This window comes from Rhodococcus sp. 66b (assembly GCF_002076325.1).
Classification (GTDB): Bacteria; Actinomycetota; Actinomycetes; order Mycobacteriales; family Mycobacteriaceae; genus Rhodococcus_F; species Rhodococcus_F erythropolis.
Genome location: NZ_MUZB01000009.1, coordinates 250,720 through 274,812, shown reverse-complemented (window position 1 = coordinate 274,812; position 24,093 = coordinate 250,720). Strand labels below are relative to the sequence as shown.

Below are 24,093 nucleotides of genomic sequence, written 5' to 3'. Positions count from 1 at the left end.
TCAACGCTCCCCCAGCCTGAAAACTTCCGGAGCGAGGGTGGTTCCGTCGACGAGGTCCGCCACAAGTTCACCCAAGGCCGGACCGAACTTGAACCCATGCCCCGAGAACCCCGCCGCCACCGTGACGGCTCCGACTCGGTCGATGACGAAGTTACTGTCCGGCGTGCTCGTGTACAGGCAGGTGAGCGACTCGACACGGGTGGAATCGACACCGGGCAACCACGACTCGGCGTACTCCACCAATCGCTGCTCTCCGTCGACACCAGGGCTGTAGTCACGGGTCTGCGGAGTCACCACCGGCCCGGTCGCGTGTTCGCCGATCTTGATCCCGTCCTCGGAACCGAGCCCGTAGATCCCCGCGGTCTCCAATTCTGCGCCGGTGTGGTGAACGAAACTCGGCCACTCGACTCCGGGATCGAGCGGTGCGAAGTGTGCCGGTTGTTCCTGTGTCGTGCGCAGTGTCGGCAGTACGATCTCGGAGCCGAGACCGCTGTCTGCGATCAGATCCGCAGTCCACGCACCGGCCGCGATCACTACCTGACGAGCTGCGAGCGTTCCACTGTCCGTCACCACGTCCACGCCGTAGGACGCCCGCGCGAGTGCCAACACCCGAACATCGTGACGGACCTCGGCGCCGGCAAACACCGCTCCCTCCTTCAGAGCGGTCACGGCGCGGTCCGCGTGCAACCGGCCTGCATCGGGGTGATGGAGCACCGTGGTGTCGAATCGCAGGCCCGGCCAACGGGCGGACGCCTCGGCAGGGGTGAGGATCTCGCCCTTGATGCCCGCCTCGAGAAGTATCCTCGCCTTGGACTGCACTGCCTGCGGCAGGCCATGATCAACGGCACCGGTGAGTTCCAGGAACCCGATGTCCGTCGTGGTCTCCAACTCCCGCCACAGCGGCAGCGCGTCGGCCGCCAACCCGGTGTACAGGTGATTGTCGTACGCCTGCCGGTAGATGCGCGAAGTACCGTGCGACGCACCGTGCTTGTGCCCCGGCCCGAACTGTTCCAGCTGAACGACGCTACGTCCGCGCGCCGCGAGCCGCCAGGCGGCGGAGGACCCGACGAGTCCTCCACCGATGACGATCGCATCGAGAATCTCACTCATGGACGAGAGCTCACTTGGTTTTCGGAAGGCCGGGCGGGTTGATCAGGGACGTGTCGACGGCTTCATTCGTGATGTTCCAGCGCTCGAGGATCTGCTGGTACGTGCCGTTCTCGATCGTGTGGTTGATCGCGTCGTTGATTGCCTTGATCAACCCGTTGTCCTTCTTCACCAGAACCGCAATCTGGCCTTGCAGCGTGTCGCCTGCACCGGAGAACTCACCGACAACTTCGGTTTCACCCGACTGCTTTGCATGGAACTGCGACGACGGGTTCGGTCCGAAGTAGGCGTCGATCCGGCCGGACTGCAGCGGCAGGTAGTAGTCGGTGGTGTTCTGATAATAGGAGATGTCGGTGGGGGCCAGGCCGGCCGCGACGTTCTGCTCACTCCATTTGACCAGCAGCGCTTCCTGATTGGTGCCGGAACCTACCGCGATCTTCTTGCCTGCGACATCCTTGGGTTCCTTGATGGAGATCCCGGAGCCCTTCTTGGCTTCGAAGGCCAGGGTGTCGAGTCGGTAGGTGGCGAAGTCGTACTTCTCTTTACGCTCCTCTGTCACAGTCACATTGGAGAGGAATGCGTCGGCCTCACCGGAATCGATGCGGACGAAGTTCTGTGCCCAGTCTGCGGTCTGCAGGTCGACCTTCAAACCGAGAACATCACCGATCAGGTAGGCGAAGTCGGTCTCGGAACCGATGAGAGTGGTGTCGTCGTCGGCGTAGAAGCGGAGCGGCGGAGCGGCACCGGCACTACCGGTGACGCGCAGCGTGCCACGGTCGCGAATGTCCTGAGGTAGCTCGGCGGCAATGGAATCGACTTTGTCGGTGGTGATGCGGTTCTGATCGGCAGTGAGGTTGTAACCCGCAGCAGCGGTGACCTGGGCGCCGTCGGACTCCGCGTCCGCGCTGCTGCACGCAGCGCTGAGCAGTCCGACTGTGGCAAGAGCCGAGATCAGAAAAGTCGCGCGACGGGATGGGGAGAACATCAATTTTTCCTTCCGGGAATGAGTCTGGGTCGCGTCAGAGGACGCGGGAGAGAAAAGCTTTGGTCCGTTCGTGGACCGGATTGTCGATCACCTGCGAAGGTGGGCCCTGTTCGACGATGACGCCGCCGTCCATGAAGACCGCAGTGTCCGCCACTTCCCGAGCAAATCCGACCTCGTGTGTGACGATCACCAAGGTGGCGCCGTCACGGGCCAGCTGAGCGAGGACTTCGAGAACCTCGCCGACCAGTTCCGGGTCGAGCGCCGACGTCGGCTCGTCGAAGAGAATGACCGCCGGCCGCAGTGCCAGCGCTCGCGCTATCGCGACGCGCTGTTGCTGGCCACCGGAGAGTTGGCGGGGATACTCGTCCGCCTTGTCCCCCACTCCCACTCGCTCGAGCAGTGCGCGGGCCTCGCGGTACACCTCGTCACGATCACGCTTCTGGGCCGAGAGCGGCGCTTCCACCACGTTTTCCAACGCGGTCAGGTGCGGAAACAGGTTGAAGTTCTGGAACACGAATCCGATGTGCGAACGCTGTTTCAGGATCTCGCGGTCACGCAGTTCGTGGAGCCGATTTCCCTTGCGCCGGTACCCGATCAGTTCTCCGTCGATCCGCACGGTCCCGCGGTCGACCTTCTCGAGGTGATTGAGGGTGCGCAGCAAGGTGGACTTACCGGAACCCGACGGACCGAGAATGACGGTCACTTCGCCCTTGCGGACCAGGAGATCAACGCCGGCAAGTACTTCCAGCGTGCCGAACGACTTGTGAATTCCGCGCGCTTCGACGGCATACACCGTCTCTTCGGCCAGTTCTGCGGTCATCGGGTCGCACCTCTCGGAATATCGAGACGCGCATCGCGAATCTCTTCGAACTTCTTGCGCGCCTTCTGTACCGGAGTCAACGGAAGAGCACGAGCGGATCCTCGTGCATAGTGGCGCTCCACGTAGTACTGACCGATCGAGAGCAACGTCGTGAGGATGATGTACCAGATCGTGGCGACCATCAGCAGGGGCACGACTCGTCCGTTACGTCCGAAGATGACCTGCACCTGGTAGAACAGTTCGGCGATTGCCATGGTGGAGACGATCGACGTTCCCTTGAAGAGTCCGATGACCTCGTTGGCGGCGTTGGGGAGGATCGCCCGCATTGCCTGCGGGAGAACGATCTTGAAGAACTGGCGACTGCGCGGAATGCCGAGCGAGTGAGCAGCTTCGATCTGACCGTGATCCACCGAGATGATTCCGGAGCGAATGATCTCGGCCGAGTATGCAGCCTGGTGCAGCGCCAAACCGATGACTGCCGCGGTGAATCCGCCGATCACACCGCTGACCTGGAAGGTGAAGAACTCGGGACCGAAAGGTATTCCGAGAGAAAGTGTCTGGTACAGGTAAGTGATGTTGAACCAGAAGAGCAACTGCACGATGAGTGGAATCGAGCGGAAGGCCCAGATGTAGGTCCAAGCGATCACCTGCAGGACCGGATTCTTCGACAACCGACCGAGTGCCAGGAAAACACCGAGACCGAACCCGAGGATCGTCCCCCACAGGGTCAGTTTGATCGTCATCCACAACGCGGCGAGCACTGATTTCGCGGTGAAGTACTGCGCGAAGGTCGGCCAGTCCCAGCCGGGGTTGACGACGAGTCCGTGGATGAACTGAGCAAGCAGTACCAGCACGACCGCACTGATCACCCAGCGCAGCGGGTGCCAGGTGCGAGCAACGACAAGCTCCGAGTCCGGAAGTTGCGGCTCGGACACCGACTTTTCGGGGCGGACATCGGTGGGCGCGCTCACGGCGCGCTACCTGACGGAGTGGACATGACGAATAGACCTTTCGGGGAATGGGAACGCAGCTGTGGTCTCGAGTTGGTGAGCTCGAGTTGCGAAGACGACGGTTCGGTCAGCGACAGTGACACGAAGCGGTGCGGCACAGATCGATGTGGCGGCGCCTGTGCGGAGCGTGCGAAGTGGAACCCATGTGATGCCTTCCATCGGTCCTGGCGGTAGCACCCGCTCCCGATCGCTCGGGGGGTTGCTGCGACGTCGACGAGCCAGGTCTCTCGGTCGCTCTGGATGGTGAGCAAAGACTAGACCCGAATTGTCTAGTCGTCAAATGTTGTATTTCCCTGCACTGCAAGGGAAATGAAAGATCAACCAGGTTGGAATCGCACTGATTTCAACGGTGCCCGAAGCCGCGTTAGACGTGTTCAATGGAGTGTTCGAACGAAGACCGGGACCGCCGTCTGGACCGACTTTTCCTCTGCCGTACCGTCTGCGGAGTGAGTGGACTCGACGCTTTCTTCATATTGCTGGCCGGCATCGGTGCGGGCGCGATCAACGCCGTGGTCGGCAGTGGAACGCTGATCACGTTCCCGACGCTGGTCGCCTTCGGCATGCCGCCCGTGACCGCGACCATGTCCAACGCGGTCGGGCTCGTCGCCGGCGGAGTTTCCGGCACCTGGGGCTACCGACGCGAGCTGTCCGGACAGTGGGATCGACTGAAGTGGCAGATTCCGGCGTCACTCGCCGGGGCACTACTCGGTTCCTGGTTGCTCATGCATCTACCCGAGAAACTGTTCGAAACCATCGTTCCGGTGCTGTTGGTCCTCGCTCTCGCGCTCGTCCTCCTCCAACCACGCATCCAGGCTTGGGCCAAGAAGCGTTCCACCGAAGAAACGACGCTGTCCACCAAGAGGCTGATGCTCCTGACCGCCGGCACCTTTGCGGTCGGCATCTACGGCGGCTACTTCACTGCCGCGCAGGGCATCCTTCTCATCGGTGTGATGGGTGCCATCCTCCCTGAAACCCTCCAACGCATGAACGGCGCGAAGAACCTGCTCTCACTGCTCGTCAACATCGTTGCAGCGGGCATGTACATCACTCTGGCGTTCGATCAGATCAATTGGGCAGCAGCCGGTTTGATCGCTGTCGGCTCGCTCGGCGGTGGCGTCCTGGGCGCCCGCTACGGACGGCGCCTGTCCCCCACTGCATTGCGCTACACGATTGTCGTCGTCGGCCTGATCGGGCTGTGGCGCCTTCTCGCTTGATCGCCCACATCGGGCGGCACCCGCACATACTGGAGTCATGACCAGTACAGAAGATCAGACCGGTTGGACCTACCTCATGGACATGGACGGGGTTCTCGTCCACGAGGAGCACTTGATACCTGGAGCGGACACGTTCCTGGCAGAGCTGGCGTCGAACGACATCCCGTACATGGTGCTCACCAACAACTCCATCCGAACCCCGCGTGACCTGCGAGCACGCCTGCTCAATTCGGGACTCGACATCCCGGAGAAGTCGATCTGGACGTCAGCGCTCGCTACCGCGACGTTCCTGGCCAACCAGCGGCCAGGCGGCAGCGCCTACGTGGTCGGCGAATCGGGCCTGACCACTGCCCTGCACGACATCGGTTACGTCCTGACGGACAGTGACCCCGACTACGTCGTACTCGGCGAGACGCGCACGTACTCGTTCGAGGCGATCACCACCGCCATTCGCCTGGTCGAGCGTGGTTCGCGGTTCATCGCCACCAACCCCGACGCCACTGGGCCGTCGCGCGACGGCTCGCTGCCGGCCACCGGCTCGGTCGCCGCTCTCATCACCAAGGCAACCGGACGCGATCCCTACTACGTCGGCAAGCCCAACGCTTTGATGATGCGCTCTGCCCTGCGGTCCATCGGCGCTCATTCGGCTAACACGTTGATGATCGGCGACCGGATGGACACCGACATCGTCTGTGGCCTCGAAGCCGGACTGCAGACGATTCTGGTGATGACCGGGATCTCGACCCGCGCATCGGTGGAGCTCTTCCCGTACCGACCCACAGTCGTTCTCGAGTCGGTCGCCGATCTTGTAGGAATGACAACCGATCCATTCCGTAGCAACGCAAACAATTGACTGGAATTGCAAAACAAAACCGCGAGTCGGTAATTAACCGGTAAAAGAACATCAGATTTGCCAGGATCCGACTCGTCCGCTTTGTCCAACTGGACAAACAATCGGTTTTCTTCACTCCAAAATTACATACTGATAGTTATCTGCAGGTCAGAAGGCAATTTGCTCGGCAGAGAAAGGTGGATCACAGTCGAAAAATAAATTTCGAAAAAGTAGTAACGAATCGTTTGCCGTGGCTGATACTCATGTCTGAATGACCCATTTCGGGTCCCAGACATGAAATGAGATTTTCATGAAGAAGCAGACCAAGGGCGCGATCGCTGCTGCGGCGGCCGGTGCCCTCCTCCTCGGTGGTGCGGGCTCGCTCGCTGTGTGGAGCGACTCGGCCGACGTCAGTGGCGGCGGACCCGTCACGTCCGGTGCACTCGACCTGAGCGCCTGCGCGCCAGTCGGCGGCGGTTGGAACTCCCTCAACCCGACGAAGACCGCGATCACCAACATCTCGGCTTACCGCATCGTCACCACCGAGAGCATCGAATACACCTGCGACGTCACCGTGACCGCAGTGGGCGATCGTCTCGCGGCTGTTCTGACCGCTGATACGGCCGGAATCGTTCCGGGTGCCAACAGCGCCGAACTTGCCGCCGCTGTAGTGCCCGTAACGACCATCAAGGACGCGGGTGGCAACCCGATTTCACAGATCACCAAGGTACAGAACGGCACGATCGTGCACGTCGGAGTCCGTCTGAACTTCACCGAGGTGGCCAACCAGGTCGCGCAGAATCAGTCGCTGAACTTGGCGGCGATGAAGCTGGTCGTCACTCAGACAGCGCTGACTCCGGCTCCGTAATTTCATGAGGAAAAAGGTCTGGGGAGCGATCGCAGTCGCGGTGGCTGCTGTAGCGGTGTTCGCATCGTCACAGCAGTCGCTCGCGCTGTGGTCCGATTCGGCGAGCGCGAGTGGTGGGACCGCAACCGCTGCCAGCGTCAACCTCACCGTTGGTACATCGGCCGGAACCAGTGCGGCGTACACCCTGGCGAATTTGACGACGGCCACGACGCCTGTGGTCCCGGGAAACACAGTGCAAGCTCCGCTCACCGTCAAGAATTCGGGGTCTGATCCTCTGCAGTGGCGAATGCAGTCGACGAGCGCACTTCCGGGATTCACGTTGACCACGTACGGAGTCGACAACGAAGGCGCCTGCCCGACCGGCGTGAACACCGCGGCTCCGGCAGTGACCCCAGTGACGTCCGGATCGATGAATGCATCGCTGCAGTACCCGGTTTCCCCCGCGTACATGCCGACTCCGCTCGCAGCCGGTGGCACCTACATCCTGTGTCTGCGGCTCACGGTGGGTGTTGGTGCGGTTTCCGGTCAGACGACCAACGCCACCTTCACGTTCCAGGCAGGGGCGGCATGACGAAACACTCGACCAAACGCGGTGAACGTACCGGCCCTCTGTGGTGGGTCACCTCTATCGTCAGTTGGACACTGCTGCTGGCGATTTCGGCAGTCATCGTCGCAACCATTGTCGTCCCCTTCTTCGCGGGAGCGCAGCGCTTCACGATTCTGACCGGTTCGATGCGCCCGACGTACAACCCCGGATCACTGGTCGTCGTCAAACCTGTCGATCCGTCCGAACTGGGGATCGGTACACCTATTACGTACCAGCTGGAATCCGGTCAGCCGACAGTCGTCACACACCGGATCATTGCCACGAGCGAAAACCAGAAGGGTGAAAGAACTTTCATCACCCAGGGCGACGCGAACGGTGAACGCGACGAGAAAGAAGTAAGGCCAGTACAGATCCGGGGAAAGGTCTGGTACAGCCTTCCGTATCTCGGCTACGTCAACACTTGGCTCACCGGAGAGCAGCGCACCGTGATCGTGGTGATAGTCGTGACGACACTACTGCTGTACGCGGCCTACATGATGATCAGCGGCATCCGTGACGGCCGGAAGGAGCGAGCTCGAGCCCGATTGGCTCCTGACCCTTCAGCTTCCAACCTCCCCAACTCCGACCAGAACGAGAAAGGCCAGCACGATGCCCTCGCGCCCTGACCGTCCGGCCCACCGGATTCGTCACCTGTTGACCAGCACGCGTTTTCGCGCGCTGCTCGCACTGGGGATGGTGCTTGGCGTCGGCGGTGTGACCACGCTCGCGGCCTGGACGTCTTCCGCGACTGCGACTTCGGGAAACATCACGACCGGGTCGATCAATCTGCAGTTGAACACCACAACCCAACCCACGCTGACCACGACACTGAACTTCAGCCAACTCGGCAAAACCGGGATGATTCCCGGCGACTCGAACTCCGCGATCCTCAAAGTCAACAACGTGGGGGCAGGCGTGAATCTTCCTCTGAAATACACGATTACTTCCACCAGCGGCGGCGCGCTGACGACCTACTTGCGGATGACTGTGTCGTTGAACGGAACTGTGGCCAACAAATGCACAGATGGCAGCAATGTGGTGTTGTCCTTACCCCTGACCCTCACCGTAAATCAGGCGGTCGGTGCGCCCGACCGTTCTCTGGCTATCGGGGCAACCGATAATCTTTGTGTCTCGGTGACGCTTCCGACGAGTCCGACCCCACCGACGAGCAGCTCGTCGAGCATCGTCCTGAACTTCTCGGCAAAGGTGTGAGCGCCGTGTCACGACACACGAAGATGTCACCGAAAGCCTCGACGCCACGTCGGATTCACGAACTTCTGCTCACCCTCGGTGCCCTCGCCGGTCTGGCATCCATCGGATTGTTCATTGCCGGCTTCGCTTTCGGTATCACTCCGCTGATCTTCAAGAGCGGATCGATGTCTCCCACGATCGAGACCGGTGCTCTGGCATTCGCGCGCACCGTGCCTGCTTCGGAAGTTCAGGTCGGTGACATCGTCAGTGTCTACGACAACCAAGGCGTTCGAATCACCCATCGTGTCGAGACGATCGAGCAGCAAGGCAACAATCTTGCAATTGCACAGCTGCGCGGCGACGCGAATCCCGTCACAGACCCAGATCCTTACGTCATCACCGAAGCGGATCGAGTTTTCTTCAGCATCAACCGCCTCGGCTACGTGGCCGTCTGGCTGTCCGGACCGAGTGGGCTTGTGCTTGGTGCGATTGCCGTCGGAGGACTGCTGTACATCGCATTTCGCCCACGGAAAAGACCGGATGAAGGGGAACCCAGGCTGGATCGTCAGGACGCGCACGGCGATTCCCACGCCTTCAAGGCAATCGTCGCATTGGCAACGGTCGGTCTCAGCGTGGCGGGCATTGCGAACGTCGGCGGAACACAGGCCGCCTTCACGGGCATGGCGACAGCGGGAAGCATTTCGTTCACCACTGCTGCAAGCTTTCCGAAACCTCCCGCGTCAATGACCTGCTCGGACAAGGGAACTTCCGTCGTGCTCGCTTGGCCTGGCGTTGCCACGGATACATTTCGAATCATCGTCCGAAACGCAACCAACACCACCCAACCTCCGCTGATCAGAGACGTGACCGGCCTCTCGACGGCCCTGACGTTGTCCGATCTGCCGAGCGGCGGGATTCTCCTGTCGAACACGAACTACGACGTCGAATTACACGGACTCGTTGGAACTTACGTGACACCGGAATACACCGGGTACCGCATCAGCAGTTCGACACTGCTCATCATCCTCAATGACATGGCGTGTGTATCCGGACCCACGAGCGGAACCACGGCAGCCTCAGCTCCGGCCGCTCGTTCGGCGCTGGTTGCACAAGCTCCGAGTGCGACGACCACCACCTCCACCGCAGCGGTCAGTTCGACCACACCTTCACCCACGACTACTCCGAGCGCATCAACAACCTCGCAGGCCCCGACGTCCACCAGCACAACTACACCTTCGACAACCACCTCGTCACCGGCTACAACTACTCCGTCCACAACGACAACAACAACGACCATGACAACGACACCCACAACAACTACGACCACCCCGAGCGAGGTTCCCGTCGACGCCCCGGCGACCACGACCGGTCTCAGCGCCCAGAAGCTCTCGACTGCCAGCGGAACGGTTGTGTCCGTGTCGAATTCATCGGGCACTGAGGTATATCGAGGTCCCGTTGACAGCGACGCTGTACTGCATTGGCTCACCGGAACCGATCAGTTGTATGTGATCACCACTGGCGGCGTCACCGTCATCGACACGTCAGCGGGAGTCTGGGCCGAATCTCCTGCCCCGAGCGAACTTCCGGACGAGATCAAGGCCCTGGTGCCGTGATGAAAAAGACGACGAAAGCCGCCATGGCAGTCGCCGCGGCCGGAACTGTATTGCTCGGCGGCTCGGGCACATTGGCGAAATGGACGGACAGTACGACCCTGACGAGCGCCGCTGTCCAGTCCGGGACCCTGGATCTGGGAGCATGCGTGACCACGAGCGGCGGGGGCTGGTATTCGCAGGTCTACGTCAACGCGCCCACCAATCCGAATCCACTCGTATATATCCCGGACATCACTACCTACCGACTCAAGCCCGGATTCAACTACACGTATTTCTGCGATTCGAAGGTCTTGGCCACCGGTCCCCGGTTGAGAGCCAATGTGACGGTCGACAAGACCAAGTTGAGTGGCGGGCTCGCGACCGCCAGTGTCGATCTCCGCACTTACGTCACGGATCAGAGCAACAATCTTCTGTACGACAGCACGGCACCGACGCCGAACCTCATCCCGGTCACATCGGCGTTGAACAACACCAACCTGACCGCGCAGGTGCTGTTCACGATCTACCCCGCCGACACGACAAGCTCAGGTCTCACACTGAATACGACGGCGTTGACGATCGACGTCAAACAACTGGGTCTCACGCCCGCACCGTAGAACGCCTTGCCGTCGGAAGTTCGAGGCAAGGCGCTCAAGCGTTTCAGCCGAGAGCTCGCTTCAGATCAGCCAAGAGATCGGCGGTATCTTCCAGACCCACCGACAAACGCACAACGCCGTCGGTAATACCCACTGCTGCACGACCTTCCGGACCCATGGCCCGGTGGGTCGTGGTTGCGGGGTGGGTGATCAACGACTTGGAATCACCCAAGTTGTTGGAGATGTCGATGACGCGCAGGCCGTTGAGAACCCCGAACGCCCGCTTCTTGCCCTCGCCGTCAGGCGCATTGAGCTCGAACGTGACTACAGTTCCGCCGCCGCTCATTTGAGACTTCGCGAGCTCGTGCTGCGGGTGCGAAGTCAGGTACGGATACTTGACCCACTTGACGCCGGAGTGTCCTTCGAGGAATTCGGCGATCTCGAGTGCCGAAGCCACGGAATGCCGAATACGGACCGGCATGGTCTCGAGACCCTTGAGCAGAGTCCACGCATTGAACGGGCTGAGTGCAGGACCGGTGTGCCGCATCAGTTCTCGGACGGGACCGCTGATGTATTCCTCGGTTCCGAGGATCGCGCCGCCGAGCACGCGGCCTTGACCGTCGATGTGCTTGGTACCGGAGTACACCACGACGTCGGCACCCAGATCGAGGCTGCGCTGCAGAAGCGGCGTCGCGAAGACGTTGTCCAGCACTACCTTTGCCCCGGCAGCATGAGCAAGCTCCGACACCCGCCGAACGTCGACGAGGGACTGCATCGGGTTGGACGGCGTCTCGAAGAACACCGCAGTGGTCGGCACCGAGAGCGCTTCTTCCCACTGCGCATTGTCTTCACCGTCGACAAAAACGACCTCGACACCCCAACGCGGAAGGATCTCGTTGCACACGACAAAGCAGGATCCGAACAGGCTGCGAGCAGCCACCAATCGGTCGCCGTTGCCCAACAGCGCGCCCAACGCTGTGAAGACAGCCGACATTCCACTGGCCGTCGCAAAGCAGGCTTCCGCGCCTTCGATGAGACGCAGACGCTCTTCGAACATCTTGACCGTCGGATTGCCGTAGCGGGAGTAGACAAAATGATCCACCTCGCCGGTGAAGGCTTGTTCGGCGGCTTCTGCACTCTCGTAGACGAATCCGGAGTTGAGGAACAACGCTTCGGAAGTCTCCTCGAACCCGGTACGCATCAGTCCGCCGCGAACACCGAGAGTGCCGAGACCGACGTCGTCCGGCAGCGCTCGTTGAAATGCGCCACCCTGGGGAATTCCGCTCACTGCTGCCTCCATGGCAAGCCGATGGCCCGCCAACCTACAAGTCCGCGATGTCCGTCGGCACCCAATGCGCCTTCGAACCCGTCGAGCACGTTGTACGACGGGCCGATGCCCGCCGCAGTCGCAGCTTCCGCCGCACCGATGGAACGTTGTCCGGATCGACACAGGAAGATCACCGGACGCTCCGACCCGGAGGAATCGGCGGTGATGCCGGCTTCCTTCAACTGGTCGACGAAGTTGTCATTGCGCGCGCCGGTCGGGTGGCTCACCCATTCGATCAGTGCGGCCTGCTTGCCGAGGGAGGAAACATCGGGGACACCGACGTACTTCCACTCCGCATCGGTCCGCACGTCGACCAGCACGGCGTCGGGGTTTTCGCGGAGCAGCTCCCAGGCTTGCTCCGGCGTCAGATCGCCTGCGTAACTCACGTAGTCCATGTTTTCACAAGACTGCCGTGAGCGCCTGAGCGGGCCGTCAGTTACAGACGACCCAACGGTTGCCGTCACGGGTCAGGGCCCAGGCCGAGACCCGCTCGCCCGCTCCGCCGCCGGTGATCGTCACGTCGGCCCGGGCGCGATCGCCGTTGACCACGACCCCGTCCACACCCTTCAGTTCGACCGTCCCGTCGACTCCGGCCATCGGACCAGTGCTCGAATTGAAGCTCGCGCAGGTCAGGGTCTTGACCGTCTCCGCGTCATTTCGATTCTCGGCATCGACGTAGTCGGTGACGGAGCGGCTCACGCGGTCCGACTCGGTGACGTTCTCCTCGGCCGGCGAGATCCACGATGCGACGAAGATTCCACCCAGGATCAAGGCGACGATGGCAACAGCCAAGAGGAACGGCCCCGCAGACGCCTTCTTGCCATCGATGTTGTCGGATTCGCGAAGCTCGTCACTCATAACGCCAATACTCCCCCACAACTTGAAATTGTGGCCCGTCAAGGACCAGGCCCCTACCCCGAATACCCGAGACAACGGGAGAATGGGAAGAAAGAATAGGTTTACCCACAACCGATCGAGTGAGAGTGTGGATCCGTTCGGCCGCAACCGAGGCACTGTGCTTAGGTTCGGCTAAATTGGATACTTGTCGATATGTTGTCCGAACTTCGAAGAAGGTAGCTGTCCTCACGATGACTGACTCCAACCGCCCACTCCGGGTCGCGATCGTCGGCGCCGGCCCCGCCGGCATCTACGCCGCCGACGCCCTCATGAAATCCGACACCGCAGTCTCCGGCCGCGGCGTCAGCATCGACCTCTTCGAGCGCATGCCCGCGCCCTTCGGCCTGATTCGTTACGGCGTCGCGCCTGATCATCCGCGCATCAAGGGCATCATCACCGCCCTGCACAAGGTGCTCGACAAGCCTCAGGTACGCCTGCTCGGCAACATCGACTACGGCACCGACATCACCCTCGACGACCTGCAGTCGTTCTACGACGCGGTCATCTTCTCGACCGGCGCCAACGCCGACCGCGCGCTCGGCATCCCGGGTATCGAACTCGACGGCAGCTATGGCGCGGCCGACTTCGTCTCCTGGTACGACGGCCACCCCGACGTACCGCGTACGTGGCCGCTCGAAGCCGAGAAGGTCGCTGTCCTCGGCGTGGGCAACGTTGCGCTCGACATCGCCCGCGTCCTCGCCAAGACCGGCGACGAACTGCTGCCGACCGAGATCCCCGCCAACGTCTACGAGGGCCTCAAGAACAACAAGGCCGTCGAGGTTCACGTCTTCGGACGCCGTGGCCCGGCCCAGGCCAAGTTCACGCCTCTCGAACTGCGTGAACTCGACCACTCGCCGACCATCGAGGTCATCGTCGACCCCGAGGACATCGACTACGACGAGGGCTCCGAGCAGGCTCGCCGCAACTCCAAGCAGGTCGACATGGTTGCGAATACGCTGCAGGACTGGGCAATTCGCGACGTCGGAGCCCGTCCCCACAAGCTGTTCCTGCACTTCTTCGAATCTCCCACGGAGATCCTCGGTGAAGACGGCAAGGTCGTCGGCCTGCGCACCGAGCGCACTCAGCTCGACGGCACCGGCAACGTCAAGGGCACCGGCACGTACAAGGACTGGGATGTCCAGGCCGTGTACCGCGCCGTCGGTTACCTCTCTCAGAACGTCACGCAGCTGCCGTTCGACGACCAGGCTGGCACCGTCCCCAACGACGCCGGACGCGTCGTCGCCGACGACAACGCCGAAGGCGCAGCCCGGTTCATGCCGGCCACCTACGTCACCGGCTGGATCAAGCGCGGCCCCGTCGGCCTCATCGGCCACACGAAGGGTGACGCCAACGAAACCGTCGCGAATCTTCTCGAGGATTCCGTCGGCTTCGCCGGCGCCGCGAACCCCGACGAGAACGCCGTCATCGAGTTTCTCGAAGGCAAGCAGGTGCCGTACACGACCTGGCAGGGCTGGTACCGCCTCGACGCGCACGAGCGCAGCCTGGGCGAGCCCGAAGGCCGTGAGCGCATCAAGGTCGTCGAGCGTCACGACATGCTGAAGGCATCCGAGCCCGACCGCGCGAACTGAGTGCGCAGAAGTAACTGAACAGAAGCCCTCCACCGGCCCGACGCGACCCAGGTCACATCGGGCCGGTGGTGTGTGCGGGGACCCAAGGCAACAGGGCAAAATAGACCCCGTGTTTGACGCCCACGTGCATATCATCGACCCGCGCTTCCCGCTGGTCGAGAATCACGGGTACCTGCCTGAGCCCTTCACCGTGGCCGATTACCGGGCCCGGCTTGCCTCACTGAAGGGCCTGAGTGTTGACGGCGGCGCTGTGGTTACCGCGTCGTACCAGGGCAATGACCAGGAATACCTGAAAGCCGCCTTGTCCGAGCTCGGCGAAGGCTGGGTGGGCGTCACTGCTTTGCCGCTCGATGCGACGGATGAAGACATCGTTGCGCTGGACGCGCTGGGAGTGCGCGCCGTCCGATTCAATCTGCGCCGAGGCGCCACCGACCTGCGTCTACTCGCCGATCTCGCCAACCGCGCATTCGATCTGGTCGGCTGGCACGCCGAGTTCTACGTCGATGCCACGCTGTTGCTGTCGTTGGAACCCGTCTTCGCCAAATTGCCGGCGGTGAGCATCGACCACTTGGGAATGTCCACCCGCGGACTGCCGTATCTCCTCAACCTCGTCGACCGCGGGGTACGCGTCAAAGCCACCGGGTTCGGACGCACCACCATCTCCGACGTCGGCGACGTGCTTCGCCAGATCCACGCGGTCAACCCTGCTGCGCTGATGTTCGGCACCGATCTACCCGGCACACGGGCACGTCGAGCGTTCGAGGTCCACGACCTGGACGTGATCGCCGAAGCTGTCGGCGACGACCTGTCCGCGGTCATGTGCGACAACGCCCGCTCCTGGTACCGCTGCGCTCAAGTGAACGCGACGGCTCCCAGCCACAGCCCCGCCGCGATCAGCGCTCCGAACAGTTCCACCAACATGGACAATCCGACTGCCTTCACCGCGTGAAGCGTCGACGACCAGGCGATGTCGTAACGGCGCAGCCGCGCTAGTTCGGCGAAATACGTTCCGACGATGAATCCGAGGAACAAGCCCACGACCGGAATCACGAAGAACCCGATGATGCCGACGACGCCGCCGACCACCACCGACAGGTTGGGCACTCCCCCGGACTTCATCCGCTTGCCTGGCCAGGTGTACTTCACGATCCCGGTGACCACCAGTGCCAGCGTCGACAGCGCGAACACCGTCCACGCCGTCGCGCCACCGGTCATGATCGCCCACACCAGAATTGCACCGAAAACGAGAAGTGTCCCCGGAAGAATCGGAACGACGACACCGATCAGACCGACCAGGATGACCAGCCCGACGAGGACCTCGGCCACAGGACTCATCCGACGGGACGCACCTTCGACGCGGCCTCGCGAGCACGGGCGCGTGCAGTCGGCACATCGGCGGCCGTCGACACTGCAACACCCATGCGACGACGCGTGAAGCTCTCGGGCTTGCCGAAGAGCCGCAGGTCCGTCTCGGGAACCGAGAGTGCCTCGGCGACGCCGTCGAATCCGATCCCCTTGGCCTCCATTCCGCCGTAGATCACCGCCGATGCTCCCGGCACCGTGAGCGTCGTGTCGACCGGCAAGCCCAGGATCGCGCGGGCATGCAGCTCGAACTCCGAAAGTCGCTGCGTCCGCAGAGTCACCAATCCGGTGTCGTGCGGCCGTGGGCTCACTTCGGAGAAGAAGACGTCGTCGCCCTTCACGAATAGCTCGACGCCGAAGATGCCTCGCCCGCCCAGAGCCGTGGTCACCTTCTCGGCGACGTCTCGGGCCGAGGCGAGGGCAACTGCGGACATCTGCTGCGGCTGCCACGATTCGATGTAGTCACCGGCTTCCTGCAGGTGCCCGATCGGCTCGCAGAACGACGTCTCGACCTGACCGCTCTCACCGACGGCGCGAACCGTCAATTGTGTTATCTCGTAATCGAAATCGACAAAACCCTCGACGATCACCCGGCCGTGATTCACACGACCTCCGGCCATCGCGTAATCCCATGCGGCGTCGAGATCTTCGGCGGATCGAACCGTCGACTGTCCCTTCCCCGACGAGGACATGACGGGCTTGATGACGCACGGGAAACCGATTCGGTCTGTCGCTGCCTGCACTTCGGCAAGCGAGTCCGCGAAAGCGTACGGCGAAGTGGGCAGGCCCAACTCCTCGGCCGCGAGCCGACGGATCCCCTCACGGTTCATCGTGAGCTGGGTGGCGCGGGCGGTGGGAATGACCACCGCGGCCCCGCGTTCTTCAAAGAGTGCAAGCGCATCCGTCGCAATGGCCTCGATCTCAGGAACCACGAAGTGAGGCTTTTCCAACTCGATGACGGCAAGCAGCGCTTCCGGATCGGTCATGTCGACGGTATGCGCACGATGAGCCACCTGGTGTCCAGGGGCATCGGGATACCGATCCACCGCAATCACTTCGACGCCCAGACGCTGCAACGCGATGACAACTTCCTTACCCAACTCGCCTGATCCCAACATCATCACGCGGATGGAGTTCTCGGTCAGGGGAGTTCCGAATCGGAGCGGAAGCGTCGGCAGGGGCGAAGGCGTCGAATCAAGCTGCATGGGTGCGACTATATGCCAATCCCGATGCAGGTCAGCGCAGTTATCGGCCGTCCACCACACCTTCGCGGCCAAATCCTCGCCTGATCGTTCGTGGTATGTCAGGTTTGCGATAGGTGCGGGTGGCCATATCCGGCTCGGAATTCCGTTGCGGCAATGCATCGTTGCCGAGCCGGCGCACTTTCACGAGGTTGCGCCCGGCGCGCTTGGCTTCGTACAGAGCCTCGTCCGCGACGCTCATGAGGGTGGTCAACGTCGGCGTCGCATGATCGACCCACGCGACGCCGACACTGACGGTGCTCGTCACTTCTGATTCGGCCGAGTACTCGACTTGCGCGCCGCGGACCGCCTCGGCCACATCGACTGCTCGCGCGTAGCTGCAGTCCGGAAGCAGAATGGCGAACTCCTCGCCGCCGAGCCTTCCGATCAGATCGCCGTCCGACAATCGGTCAGCGGCCCGTTCGGCGAAGTTCGCGAGAACGCTGTCACCGGTCATATGTCCATGCGTGTCGTTGATGCTCTTGAAGTGGTCCAGGTCGAGCATCAGCAGGCCGACCGGGGATTGTGTGCGGGCCGCGGCGGCAAGCTCCGATTCCGCATGCCCGAGAAACGCACCACGCGAGAGGACCCCGGTCAGATGGTCGAATTCGACAGCAAGGAAGAGCTCACGCTCGGCAGCGCGACGTTCCTCGGTCGCACAGGCAACCGCGATCGGCCCCAACGCGATCAGCGTGACGGCAATGGACGTGATGACGTCCTCGTTCCACGTCGAGGCGGCTTGATCTCCGATATCGAGTCGACCGCTACCCGCCATCATGAGCGACCACACCGACCAGACCACGGAAACGAAGGCAGTGCTCGGAACCGAGATGCGAGTGGCGCACCACAGGAGAGCCGGAATCGGAAGGACCAGCGCGATCGGCCCTTCGATACTCAGGGCGATCGGCACGCAGGCTGCAGTGGCGAGTAGCGGAACGCTCATAGCGGCGACAGTTTTGGCAGTCAGTTTGCTGCGGAACTCGGCAAGGCTCGACGGGATGGTGAGAGTGAGAATGAGAGGAAGGACCAGCAGGTACGCCATGACCTCGGTGGCGCCCCAGTGGAAAAACGTGTCGGTAAAGGACTGACCGCGTAAGAGCCGGTCCAAGGCGCCGGCAGTGGCCGCGGTACCAGTCGCCGCGACGAACGAGACGAAGACCATCCACACCAGCGACTGCGAATCGACCAATCGGAACGGTGTGCGCTTCAAGTAGTACAGAACAAGAACACCGACTGTGACTCCGGCGAGGTTCGCCCCGTTCAACTGCACCGCAAGCGAGAGCGAGTTGCCGGTGATCAGGTCAGCGCAGACGTATCCGACAGCCGCAGCGATCCACGTCGGCCACTCGATCAGGACCGGCCATCTGACCATCATTCCCAGCAGAATGGCGTTGGCGCACCAGAATGTCGCGAGCAACCCTGGTGGGCGCGTGAGGATGCCGATCAACGAAGCCGCAAGTACAACGGCCAGCACTAGGAGAAGGCGCAGAAAGCGACTCGTCCCTACCATGCGTCACCTCGCGGTCGGCTACCTCTGAATTCGGGAGCACCGGACGTCGCGGTGACCGTATGCCGATGTCGTCGAACCATCGTACGCAGGTGCTGCCACTCACAGTTCTGTGTTCACACGCCAAAACGGCAACTACGAAAATCTCCGCAAACGCGGGTGCCCTCCGGCCACGACAGTGGACAGAGGGCACCTGCATGCAATCCGATTGGCAGAGCCGAATGGACCTGCCGGAAGGGATGACTACTCGGCGGATCCGCTGGACAGACCCGAGAGTGAACCGGTGGACGAGCCCTCGCCCTCGCCGGACAGCGATTCGGTGGGAACGGACTTGAGGAAAGCTCCGAGCGCGGTGAGCAGGGGTCCGAGGGTGCTGAGTGATCCGAACATAGGAGGTTCTCCTGTTTGTGAGGTGGTGTGATGTTCCAGCGCCACTCCGGCCGCAGGCGGTGGCCGAGATGGTTCGGGAACTTCTGCCGCGCGGATGGCTGAACCGCCCCCCGAACAACATCCCGAGCTGTGATGTAGCGCACTAACTTGGCGCTGCCTGCATTTATAGACTGACTGCCCACACTTGTCTAGCTACCGAATAGCTACCAACTTGAACTGTCGGTAACACCTTCTGACATAATTGCAGTTCAGAGGCCAAATAGACGGTTCGAAATATCCTATAATGTGATTTCGCTCACAATTGAAATGCAAAAAGTGTGGCCCGCAGACAACCGCGAGCCACACTTTCGGACAAACGGGACTTACTTGTCAGCCGCCGATCCTGTGCCCGGGGTGAGCGAGCCACCACCGAGTGCCGTGAACAGGTCCTTGAGTACCGGAATGAACGTCTTGACGACGCCGCTGAAGTCTTCGAATGAACCCATGTCGGGCCTCCTTATGTCGGGATGCAGTTGAAATGAAGTGGGGACCGAGAATTACTCGGCAGTGGAACCAGCCGAACCCGAGCCGTCCGCCGATCCCGCGTTCAACTTGGTCACGAATGCGAGAACACTCTTGAGGAAGGCGTCGAGATTCTGAATTGAGGTCATGCGACTACTCCTGTGTTGTTTCGGAAGAATTGTTGTGGTCGAACGTCAGGAGTTCGAGCTCGCGGTGTCCAGCCCCTGAAGGGTCTTGAGCATGTTGACCAGGGGAAGAAGCTGGAGAATGCCCCAGCCCATGCCGTTGGCCTTGAGAAGGTTTCCGAGGGATCCCATGTGTGACTCCTTGCATGAATATCTATGACGCGGCGCACGTTTTGTTCGCTCCGCCTCTTTGTAGCCAAGCTAAATACGTACGTCCAGTTTGTTTCTATCCAAGAAGGACCGTGACATATTGGAGCAATGTGTAAACCAGCAGTTCAGGCCCTGTGACCTGAAACCAATATCGAATTCAAGTGTGTTGGACATCACATTCGATTTGGACAAATGGTTGCAATCGTCAGAGTCGGTGCCAACCTCGACCACGATCTGTCATACCGTGTGCTTGTGATCAATCGCGAACGAGCGGCAACCGAAGCAACTCACCGGGAACCGTCGTGCTAGCAAAACTCCTCAAGGCGTACCTGCCGCCGTACCGCTGGTTGCTTGCCGGGGTCCTCGCACTTCAACTCTTCGGGGCCATCGCGTCGTTAGTCCTCCCCACGCTCAACGCTCGGATCATCGACGACGGTGTAGCCCGAGGCGACACCGGATTCATCATGTCCACCGGCGGGATCATGCTGCTGGTCTCGCTTGCGTCGATCATCGCGTCGGTCGCATCGACCTATCTGGCGGCAAAATCGTCGATGGGCTTCGGCCACGACGTTCGAGGCGCCTTTTACAAGGCCGTCGGCAGCTTCTCTGATCGCGAATTCAACAGTTTCGGTGCGCCGACGCTGATCACACGGAACACCAACGACGTCCTGCAGATCCAGGCCCTGGTCATGCTGACCTCCTCGATGCTCGTCAGCGCCCCACTGATGTGTATCGGCGGCATCATCATGGCGCTGCGCGAGAACCTGCAGATGTCCTGGCTCCTGACGATTTCGGTACCACTGCTCGGCATCACCGTCTCGGTCGTGGTGGCCAAGCTGATCCCGCACTTCCGGACGATGCAGACGCGGATCGACAACATCAATCGATCACTGCGCGAACAGCTCACCGGTATGCGTGTCATCCGCGCCTTCGTTCGAGAACCCGACGAGACGATCCGCTTCGACAAAGCCAACAAGGAACTGACCGACACCTCGCTCCTCATCGGTCGCTACCAGGCGGTTCTGCTGCCCACCGTCATGTTGATCGCCAACCTGTCGAGCGTCGCGGTGCTGTGGTTCGGCGCGCATCTGGTCGATACCGGAGACATGCAGATCGGCCAGATCAGCGCCTTCCTCGCCTACGTCATGCAGATCCTGATGTCCGTGGTCATGGCGACCATGTTGGCCGTCGTGATCCCCCGCGCGGCCGTGTGTGCCGACCGCATCACCGAGGTACTCGACACCGAGCCGACCGTGCCCGCACCGGCCCAGCCCCTTCGCCCGACCAGCCCCTACGGCGTTGTCGAGTTCGGTGGAGCCGGATTCACGTATCCGGGAGCAGAAACGCCGGTCCTGTCGAATGTCTCGATGCGATGCATGCCAGGAACGGTCACCGCGATCGTGGGCAGTACCGGTAGTGGCAAATCGACCCTCGTCTCACTCATCCCCCGACTCTTCGACGTCACGGCCGGCGCCGTCCTGGTCGACGGCTTGGACGTCCGTGGCTGGGATCAGGACGAACTCTTCGCCAACTTCGGATACGTGCCCCAGAAGGCCTACCTGTTCGCCGGCACGATCGCGAGCAATATCCGCTACGGAAACCCGACCGCCACCGACGACGACATCTGGGCAGCCCTCACCATCGCCCAGGCAGACGACTTCGTCCGTGAACTCTCCGACGGTCTCGAGTCTCCGATCGCCCAGGGCGGCGGCAATCTCTCGGGCGGACAGAAACAACGTCTCGCCATCGCCAGAGCTGTGGTCCGCAGACCCCGGATCTTCGTCTTCGACGATTCGTTCTCCGCACTCGACATGCACACCGACGCCGCAGTCCGACGCGAACTCCGCACGGTCTCGACTCATTCGACGGTCATCATCGTCGCGCAGCGCGTCGCGTCCATCATCGATGCCGACCAGATCATGGTCCTCGAAGACGGCGCTCCGGTCGGTCTCGGCGACCATCAGTTCCTTCTGGCCAACTGTCCGACGTACCAAGAGATCGTGGCTTCCCAGATTCCCGCGGAGATGAGCGCATGACCAGCCCGCAGGACCCGACGTGGGGCAGCCCCAACAGCCAGTACTTCGACGATGCCCCGACGGTGGTGTTCGCCAAGATCCCGAGCGAACCTGAATCCGCGGACGGGGATGCGAAGTCGAGTAACCCCGAGAACCCCGACAAAGAGCCGAAGCCCGCGCTGACCGCGACGGACACCAAACCTCGCCACTTCAAGGCGACGATGAAGCGGCTTCTCTCGCTTCTGCAGCCACACAAGTTTGCGGTCGTCTGTGTCGTCGTTGCGACGATCGCCAGCATCGCGCTCTCCGTCGCGGTGCCGAAGATCCTCGGTCACGCGACAGACCTCATCTTCGCCGGGTTCATCGGCAAGAGCCTGCCCGCCGGACTGACCCGCGATCAGGCAGCAGAGGCGATCCGCGCATCAGGAAATTCGACGTTCGCCGACCTCGTCGCCAACTCGACCGACGTCGTTCCCGGTGTAGGTCTGAACTTCGACGCCATCGGCAAAGTCGTCATGCTCGCGATCGTCGTGTACTTGCTCTCGTCGCTACTTGCCTGGTTGGAAGCATTCCTCCTCAACATCATCGTCCAGAAGACCATCTACAACCTGCGTGCATCGGTCGAGGCGAAGCTTCACCGTCTCCCCCTTCCATACTTCGACAAGACGCCGCGCGGCGAGATCCTCAGCCGCGTCACCAACGACATCGACAACATCTCGTCGACGTTGTCGTCGACGTTGACGTCGCTCCTGACGTCGGTGCTCACCGTCCTCGGCGTCCTGACGATGATGTTCGTCATCTCTCCGATGCTCGCCCTGATCGCACTGATCGCGGTGCCGGTATCGGTGCTCCTCGTTGCCAGGGTCGCCAAGCGTGCACAGGTGTTGTACAAGGCTCAGTGGACCGAGACGGGCAAGATCAACGCACAGATCGAAGAGAACTACAGCGGTCGCGACCTGGTACGCGTGTACGGGCATCAGGCCGAAGCCGAGCGTGAATTCGCCGAGCAGAACAAGAAACTCCTCGACGCGTCCTTCGGCGCACAGTTCCTCTCCAGCCTGATCATGCCGGTCATGAACTTCGTCGGAAACATCACCTACGTGCTGCTCGCTGTGGTCGGCGCACTCAAGGTCGCCAGCGGCAACATGTCACTCGGTGACGTTCAGGCGTTCATCGTCTATTCGCGCCAGTTCAGCCAACCACTCACGCAGATCGCGTCCATGTCGACGAGCCTGCAGTCCGGAGCAGCGTCGGCCGAGCGGGTCTTCGAGCTTCTCGACGAACCCGAGCAGTCGCCCGACATCGACGTGCCACTAATGCCCGAGCCTGCCGGACGCCATCGCAACGTCGGACACATCGAGTTCGAGAACGTCTCGTTCCGCTACGAGCCGGACAAGCCGTTGATCGAGAACGTGTACCTGACGGCTCGGCCCGGGCAGATGGTCGCCATCGTCGGACCCACCGGTGCCGGCAAGACCACCTTGGTCAACCTGCTCATGCGCTTCTACGAAGTCGACTCGGGCCGAATCACTCTCGACGACGTCGACATCTCGCAGATGCGCCGCTCCGACTTGCGCAAGCACGTCGGCATGGTCCTGCAGGACACCTGGCTCTTCGGCGGAACGATCCGCGACAACATCGCGTACGGCCGGCTCGACGCCAGTGAATACGAGATCCACGAAGCCGCACGCGCTGCCTTCGTCGACCGCTTCATCCACACGCTCCCGGACGGGTACGACACCGTGCTGGACGAGGAGGCATCGAACATCAGCTCCGGCGAGAAGCAGCTCATCACGATTGCCCGAGCATTCCTGTCGGAGCCGTCGCTGCTGATTCTCGACGAGGCGACCAGCTCGGTCGACACACGTACGGAACAGCTTGTGCAGCAAGCAATGTCCGCGTTGCGCGTCGGGCGCACCAGCTTCATCATCGCGCACCGGCTCTCCACCATCCGTAACGCCGATCTGATCGTCGTGATGGAGGCGGGCAAGATCGTCGAGCAGGGCACACACGACGAACTCATCGCAGCGGCGGGCGCGTACTTCCGTCTCTACAACGCTCAGTTCGAGGGTGCCGCCGTCTAGTGATCGGCGCCTCCCTCGGCGGACACAGTGCCCCGGAGCACACC

25 protein-coding genes and 1 riboswitch are annotated in these 24,093 nt (G+C 61.8%); of the genes, 12 read left to right on the top strand and 13 right to left on the bottom strand.

Features of this window, described 5'->3' with window-relative positions:
• Genes B0E55_RS18995 through B0E55_RS18980 form a run of 4 tightly spaced genes read right to left on the bottom strand, consistent with a single transcriptional unit; the run spans position 1 to position 3,883 of the window.
• The gene (locus B0E55_RS18995) at positions 1–1,110 is read right to left on the bottom strand and encodes an FAD-dependent oxidoreductase (protein WP_080910206.1); all 1,110 of its coding nucleotides are present in this window, start codon (positions 1,108–1,110) and stop codon (positions 1–3) included.
• A gap of 10 nt (positions 1,111–1,120) precedes the next feature.
• Complete coding sequence (locus B0E55_RS18990; RefSeq protein WP_047888726.1) at positions 1,121–2,092, bottom strand: ABC transporter substrate-binding protein; 972 nt, start codon at positions 2,090–2,092, stop codon at positions 1,121–1,123.
• A gap of 34 nt (positions 2,093–2,126) precedes the next feature.
• Positions 2,127–2,912 (bottom strand): amino acid ABC transporter ATP-binding protein, encoded by a 786-nt coding sequence (locus tag B0E55_RS18985; RefSeq protein ID WP_020968833.1) that lies wholly within the window; start codon positions 2,910–2,912, stop codon positions 2,127–2,129.
• Positions 2,909–3,883 carry an amino acid ABC transporter permease gene (locus B0E55_RS18980; RefSeq protein ID WP_020906669.1) on the bottom strand — a complete coding sequence of 325 codons (975 nt, stop codon included), beginning with the start codon at positions 3,881–3,883 and terminating at the stop codon, positions 2,909–2,911. The genes B0E55_RS18985 and B0E55_RS18980 overlap by 4 nt, the downstream gene beginning before the upstream one ends.
• A gap of 191 nt (positions 3,884–4,074) precedes the next feature.
• A riboswitch (SAM riboswitch) is annotated at positions 4,075–4,169 on the bottom strand.
• 199 nt (positions 4,170–4,368) lie between these two features.
• Here B0E55_RS18980 and B0E55_RS18970 point away from each other — a divergent pair.
• From B0E55_RS18970 to B0E55_RS18935, 8 genes are all read left to right on the top strand, one after another.
• Entirely contained in the window at positions 4,369–5,136 is a 768-nt protein-coding gene (locus B0E55_RS18970) for a sulfite exporter TauE/SafE family protein (protein WP_003944404.1), read from the top strand.
• Positions 5,137–5,173: 37 nt separating this feature from the next.
• Positions 5,174–5,989 carry an HAD-IIA family hydrolase gene (locus B0E55_RS18965; protein ID WP_080910205.1) on the top strand — a complete coding sequence of 272 codons (816 nt, stop codon included), beginning with the start codon at positions 5,174–5,176 and terminating at the stop codon, positions 5,987–5,989.
• A 289-nt stretch (positions 5,990–6,278) separates the two neighbouring features.
• Positions 6,279–6,836, top strand: a complete 558-nt coding sequence (locus tag B0E55_RS18960) for an alternate-type signal peptide domain-containing protein (RefSeq protein WP_080910204.1) — start codon at positions 6,279–6,281, stop codon at positions 6,834–6,836.
• Positions 6,837–6,840: 4 nt separating this feature from the next.
• Positions 6,841–7,407, top strand: coding sequence for a hypothetical protein (locus B0E55_RS18955; protein WP_020906666.1), 567 nt, complete (start codon positions 6,841–6,843; stop codon positions 7,405–7,407).
• On the top strand, positions 7,404–8,048 hold the full coding sequence (locus tag B0E55_RS18950; RefSeq protein WP_020906665.1) for a signal peptidase I: 645 nt from the start codon (positions 7,404–7,406) through the stop codon (positions 8,046–8,048). Before B0E55_RS18955 ends, B0E55_RS18950 begins: the two co-directional genes overlap by 4 nt.
• The gene (locus tag B0E55_RS18945; protein WP_020906664.1) at positions 8,032–8,634 is read left to right on the top strand and encodes a SipW-dependent-type signal peptide-containing protein; all 603 of its coding nucleotides are present in this window, start codon (positions 8,032–8,034) and stop codon (positions 8,632–8,634) included. Before B0E55_RS18950 ends, B0E55_RS18945 begins: the two co-directional genes overlap by 17 nt.
• Positions 8,635–8,639: 5 nt before the next feature.
• Entirely contained in the window at positions 8,640–10,226 is a 1,587-nt protein-coding gene (locus tag B0E55_RS18940; protein ID WP_133053427.1) for a signal peptidase I, read from the top strand.
• Positions 10,226–10,822: an alternate-type signal peptide domain-containing protein gene (locus B0E55_RS18935; protein WP_029254765.1), complete on the top strand. Its 597-nt coding sequence runs from the start codon at positions 10,226–10,228 to the stop codon at positions 10,820–10,822. Before B0E55_RS18940 ends, B0E55_RS18935 begins: the two co-directional genes overlap by 1 nt.
• Before the next feature lie 43 nt (positions 10,823–10,865).
• Here the strand turns inward: B0E55_RS18935 and B0E55_RS18930 are convergent, their stop codons facing one another.
• Genes B0E55_RS18930 through B0E55_RS18920 form a run of 3 tightly spaced genes read right to left on the bottom strand, consistent with a single transcriptional unit; the run spans position 10,866 to position 12,986 of the window.
• The gene (locus B0E55_RS18930) at positions 10,866–12,089 is read right to left on the bottom strand and encodes an O-succinylhomoserine sulfhydrylase (protein ID WP_198538430.1); all 1,224 of its coding nucleotides are present in this window, start codon (positions 12,087–12,089) and stop codon (positions 10,866–10,868) included.
• Positions 12,086–12,514 (bottom strand): rhodanese-like domain-containing protein, encoded by a 429-nt coding sequence (locus tag B0E55_RS18925; RefSeq protein WP_007726822.1) that lies wholly within the window; start codon positions 12,512–12,514, stop codon positions 12,086–12,088. The genes B0E55_RS18930 and B0E55_RS18925 overlap by 4 nt, the downstream gene beginning before the upstream one ends.
• A 46-nt stretch (positions 12,515–12,560) precedes the next feature.
• A complete protein-coding gene (locus B0E55_RS18920; RefSeq protein ID WP_080910202.1) occupies positions 12,561–12,986 on the bottom strand; it encodes an Rv0361 family membrane protein in 426 nt (141 codons plus the stop codon).
• Positions 12,987–13,216: 230 nt separating this feature from the next.
• On the opposite strand from B0E55_RS18920, the gene B0E55_RS18915 reads away from it, so the two are divergent.
• Positions 13,217–14,614, top strand: a complete 1,398-nt coding sequence (locus tag B0E55_RS18915; RefSeq protein ID WP_019749484.1) for an FAD-dependent oxidoreductase — start codon at positions 13,217–13,219, stop codon at positions 14,612–14,614.
• A 109-nt stretch (positions 14,615–14,723) separates the two neighbouring features.
• A complete protein-coding gene (locus tag B0E55_RS18910; RefSeq protein WP_241896091.1) occupies positions 14,724–15,563 on the top strand; it encodes an amidohydrolase family protein in 840 nt (279 codons plus the stop codon).
• Here the strand turns inward: B0E55_RS18910 and B0E55_RS18905 are convergent.
• From B0E55_RS18905 to B0E55_RS32475, 6 genes are all read right to left on the bottom strand, one after another.
• Positions 15,467–15,949, bottom strand: a complete 483-nt coding sequence (locus tag B0E55_RS18905; RefSeq protein ID WP_019749482.1) for a DUF456 domain-containing protein — start codon at positions 15,947–15,949, stop codon at positions 15,467–15,469. The two genes, B0E55_RS18910 and B0E55_RS18905, sit on opposite strands and share 97 nt — an antisense overlap.
• Complete coding sequence (purT, locus tag B0E55_RS18900) at positions 15,946–17,181, bottom strand: formate-dependent phosphoribosylglycinamide formyltransferase (protein ID WP_080910200.1); 1,236 nt, start codon at positions 17,179–17,181, stop codon at positions 15,946–15,948. Before purT ends, B0E55_RS18905 begins: the two co-directional genes overlap by 4 nt.
• A 40-nt stretch (positions 17,182–17,221) precedes the next feature.
• Complete coding sequence (locus B0E55_RS18895; RefSeq protein ID WP_020906657.1) at positions 17,222–18,727, bottom strand: GGDEF domain-containing protein; 1,506 nt, start codon at positions 18,725–18,727, stop codon at positions 17,222–17,224.
• Positions 18,728–18,967: 240 nt separating this feature from the next.
• Complete coding sequence (locus tag B0E55_RS31925; RefSeq protein WP_003944356.1) at positions 18,968–19,114, bottom strand: hypothetical protein; 147 nt, start codon at positions 19,112–19,114, stop codon at positions 18,968–18,970.
• 362 nt (positions 19,115–19,476) lie between these two features.
• Entirely contained in the window at positions 19,477–19,599 is a 123-nt protein-coding gene (locus tag B0E55_RS32480) for a hypothetical protein (protein ID WP_019749478.1), read from the bottom strand.
• Between the two features lie 210 nt (positions 19,600–19,809).
• The gene (locus tag B0E55_RS32475) at positions 19,810–19,932 is read right to left on the bottom strand and encodes a hypothetical protein (RefSeq protein ID WP_003944443.1); all 123 of its coding nucleotides are present in this window, start codon (positions 19,930–19,932) and stop codon (positions 19,810–19,812) included.
• A 320-nt stretch (positions 19,933–20,252) separates the two neighbouring features.
• On the opposite strand from B0E55_RS32475, the gene B0E55_RS18885 reads away from it, so the two are divergent.
• Both B0E55_RS18885 and B0E55_RS18880 read left to right on the top strand, forming a co-directional pair.
• A complete protein-coding gene (locus B0E55_RS18885; protein ID WP_019749475.1) occupies positions 20,253–21,986 on the top strand; it encodes an ABC transporter ATP-binding protein in 1,734 nt (577 codons plus the stop codon).
• Positions 21,983–24,049 (top strand): ABC transporter ATP-binding protein, encoded by a 2,067-nt coding sequence (locus B0E55_RS18880; RefSeq protein ID WP_019749474.1) that lies wholly within the window; start codon positions 21,983–21,985, stop codon positions 24,047–24,049. The genes B0E55_RS18885 and B0E55_RS18880 overlap by 4 nt, the downstream gene beginning before the upstream one ends.
• Positions 24,050–24,093: the final 44 nt, after the last annotated feature.

What these genes read in the sequence shown, in the direction of transcription:
- B0E55_RS18995 (WP_080910206.1), bottom strand. Translation starts at nt 1,110, where the DNA reads ATGAGTGAGATTCTCGATGCGATCGTCATCGGTGGAGGACTCGTCGGG.
- B0E55_RS18990 (WP_047888726.1), bottom strand. Translation starts at nt 2,092, where the DNA reads ATGTTCTCCCCATCCCGTCGCGCGACTTTTCTGATCTCGGCTCTTGCC.
- B0E55_RS18985 (WP_020968833.1), bottom strand. Translation starts at nt 2,912, where the DNA reads ATGACCGCAGAACTGGCCGAAGAGACGGTGTATGCCGTCGAAGCGCGC.
- B0E55_RS18965 (WP_080910205.1), top strand. Translation starts at nt 5,174, where the DNA reads ATGACCAGTACAGAAGATCAGACCGGTTGGACCTACCTCATGGACATG.
- B0E55_RS18960 (WP_080910204.1), top strand. Translation starts at nt 6,279, where the DNA reads ATGAAGAAGCAGACCAAGGGCGCGATCGCTGCTGCGGCGGCCGGTGCC.
- B0E55_RS18955 (WP_020906666.1), top strand. Translation starts at nt 6,841, where the DNA reads ATGAGGAAAAAGGTCTGGGGAGCGATCGCAGTCGCGGTGGCTGCTGTA.
- B0E55_RS18950 (WP_020906665.1), top strand. Translation starts at nt 7,404, where the DNA reads ATGACGAAACACTCGACCAAACGCGGTGAACGTACCGGCCCTCTGTGG.
- B0E55_RS18945 (WP_020906664.1), top strand. Translation starts at nt 8,032, where the DNA reads ATGCCCTCGCGCCCTGACCGTCCGGCCCACCGGATTCGTCACCTGTTG.
- B0E55_RS18935 (WP_029254765.1), top strand. Translation starts at nt 10,226, where the DNA reads ATGAAAAAGACGACGAAAGCCGCCATGGCAGTCGCCGCGGCCGGAACT.
- B0E55_RS18920 (WP_080910202.1), bottom strand. Translation starts at nt 12,986, where the DNA reads ATGAGTGACGAGCTTCGCGAATCCGACAACATCGATGGCAAGAAGGCG.
- B0E55_RS18915 (WP_019749484.1), top strand. Translation starts at nt 13,217, where the DNA reads ATGACTGACTCCAACCGCCCACTCCGGGTCGCGATCGTCGGCGCCGGC.
- B0E55_RS18905 (WP_019749482.1), bottom strand. Translation starts at nt 15,949, where the DNA reads ATGAGTCCTGTGGCCGAGGTCCTCGTCGGGCTGGTCATCCTGGTCGGT.
- purT (WP_080910200.1), bottom strand. Translation starts at nt 17,181, where the DNA reads ATGCAGCTTGATTCGACGCCTTCGCCCCTGCCGACGCTTCCGCTCCGA.
- B0E55_RS18895 (WP_020906657.1), bottom strand. Translation starts at nt 18,727, where the DNA reads ATGGTAGGGACGAGTCGCTTTCTGCGCCTTCTCCTAGTGCTGGCCGTT.
- B0E55_RS31925 (WP_003944356.1), bottom strand. Translation starts at nt 19,114, where the DNA reads ATGTTCGGATCACTCAGCACCCTCGGACCCCTGCTCACCGCGCTCGGA.
- B0E55_RS32480 (WP_019749478.1), bottom strand. Translation starts at nt 19,599, where the DNA reads ATGGGTTCATTCGAAGACTTCAGCGGCGTCGTCAAGACGTTCATTCCG.
- B0E55_RS32475 (WP_003944443.1), bottom strand. Translation starts at nt 19,932, where the DNA reads ATGGGATCCCTCGGAAACCTTCTCAAGGCCAACGGCATGGGCTGGGGC.
- B0E55_RS18880 (WP_019749474.1), top strand. Translation starts at nt 21,983, where the DNA reads ATGACCAGCCCGCAGGACCCGACGTGGGGCAGCCCCAACAGCCAGTAC.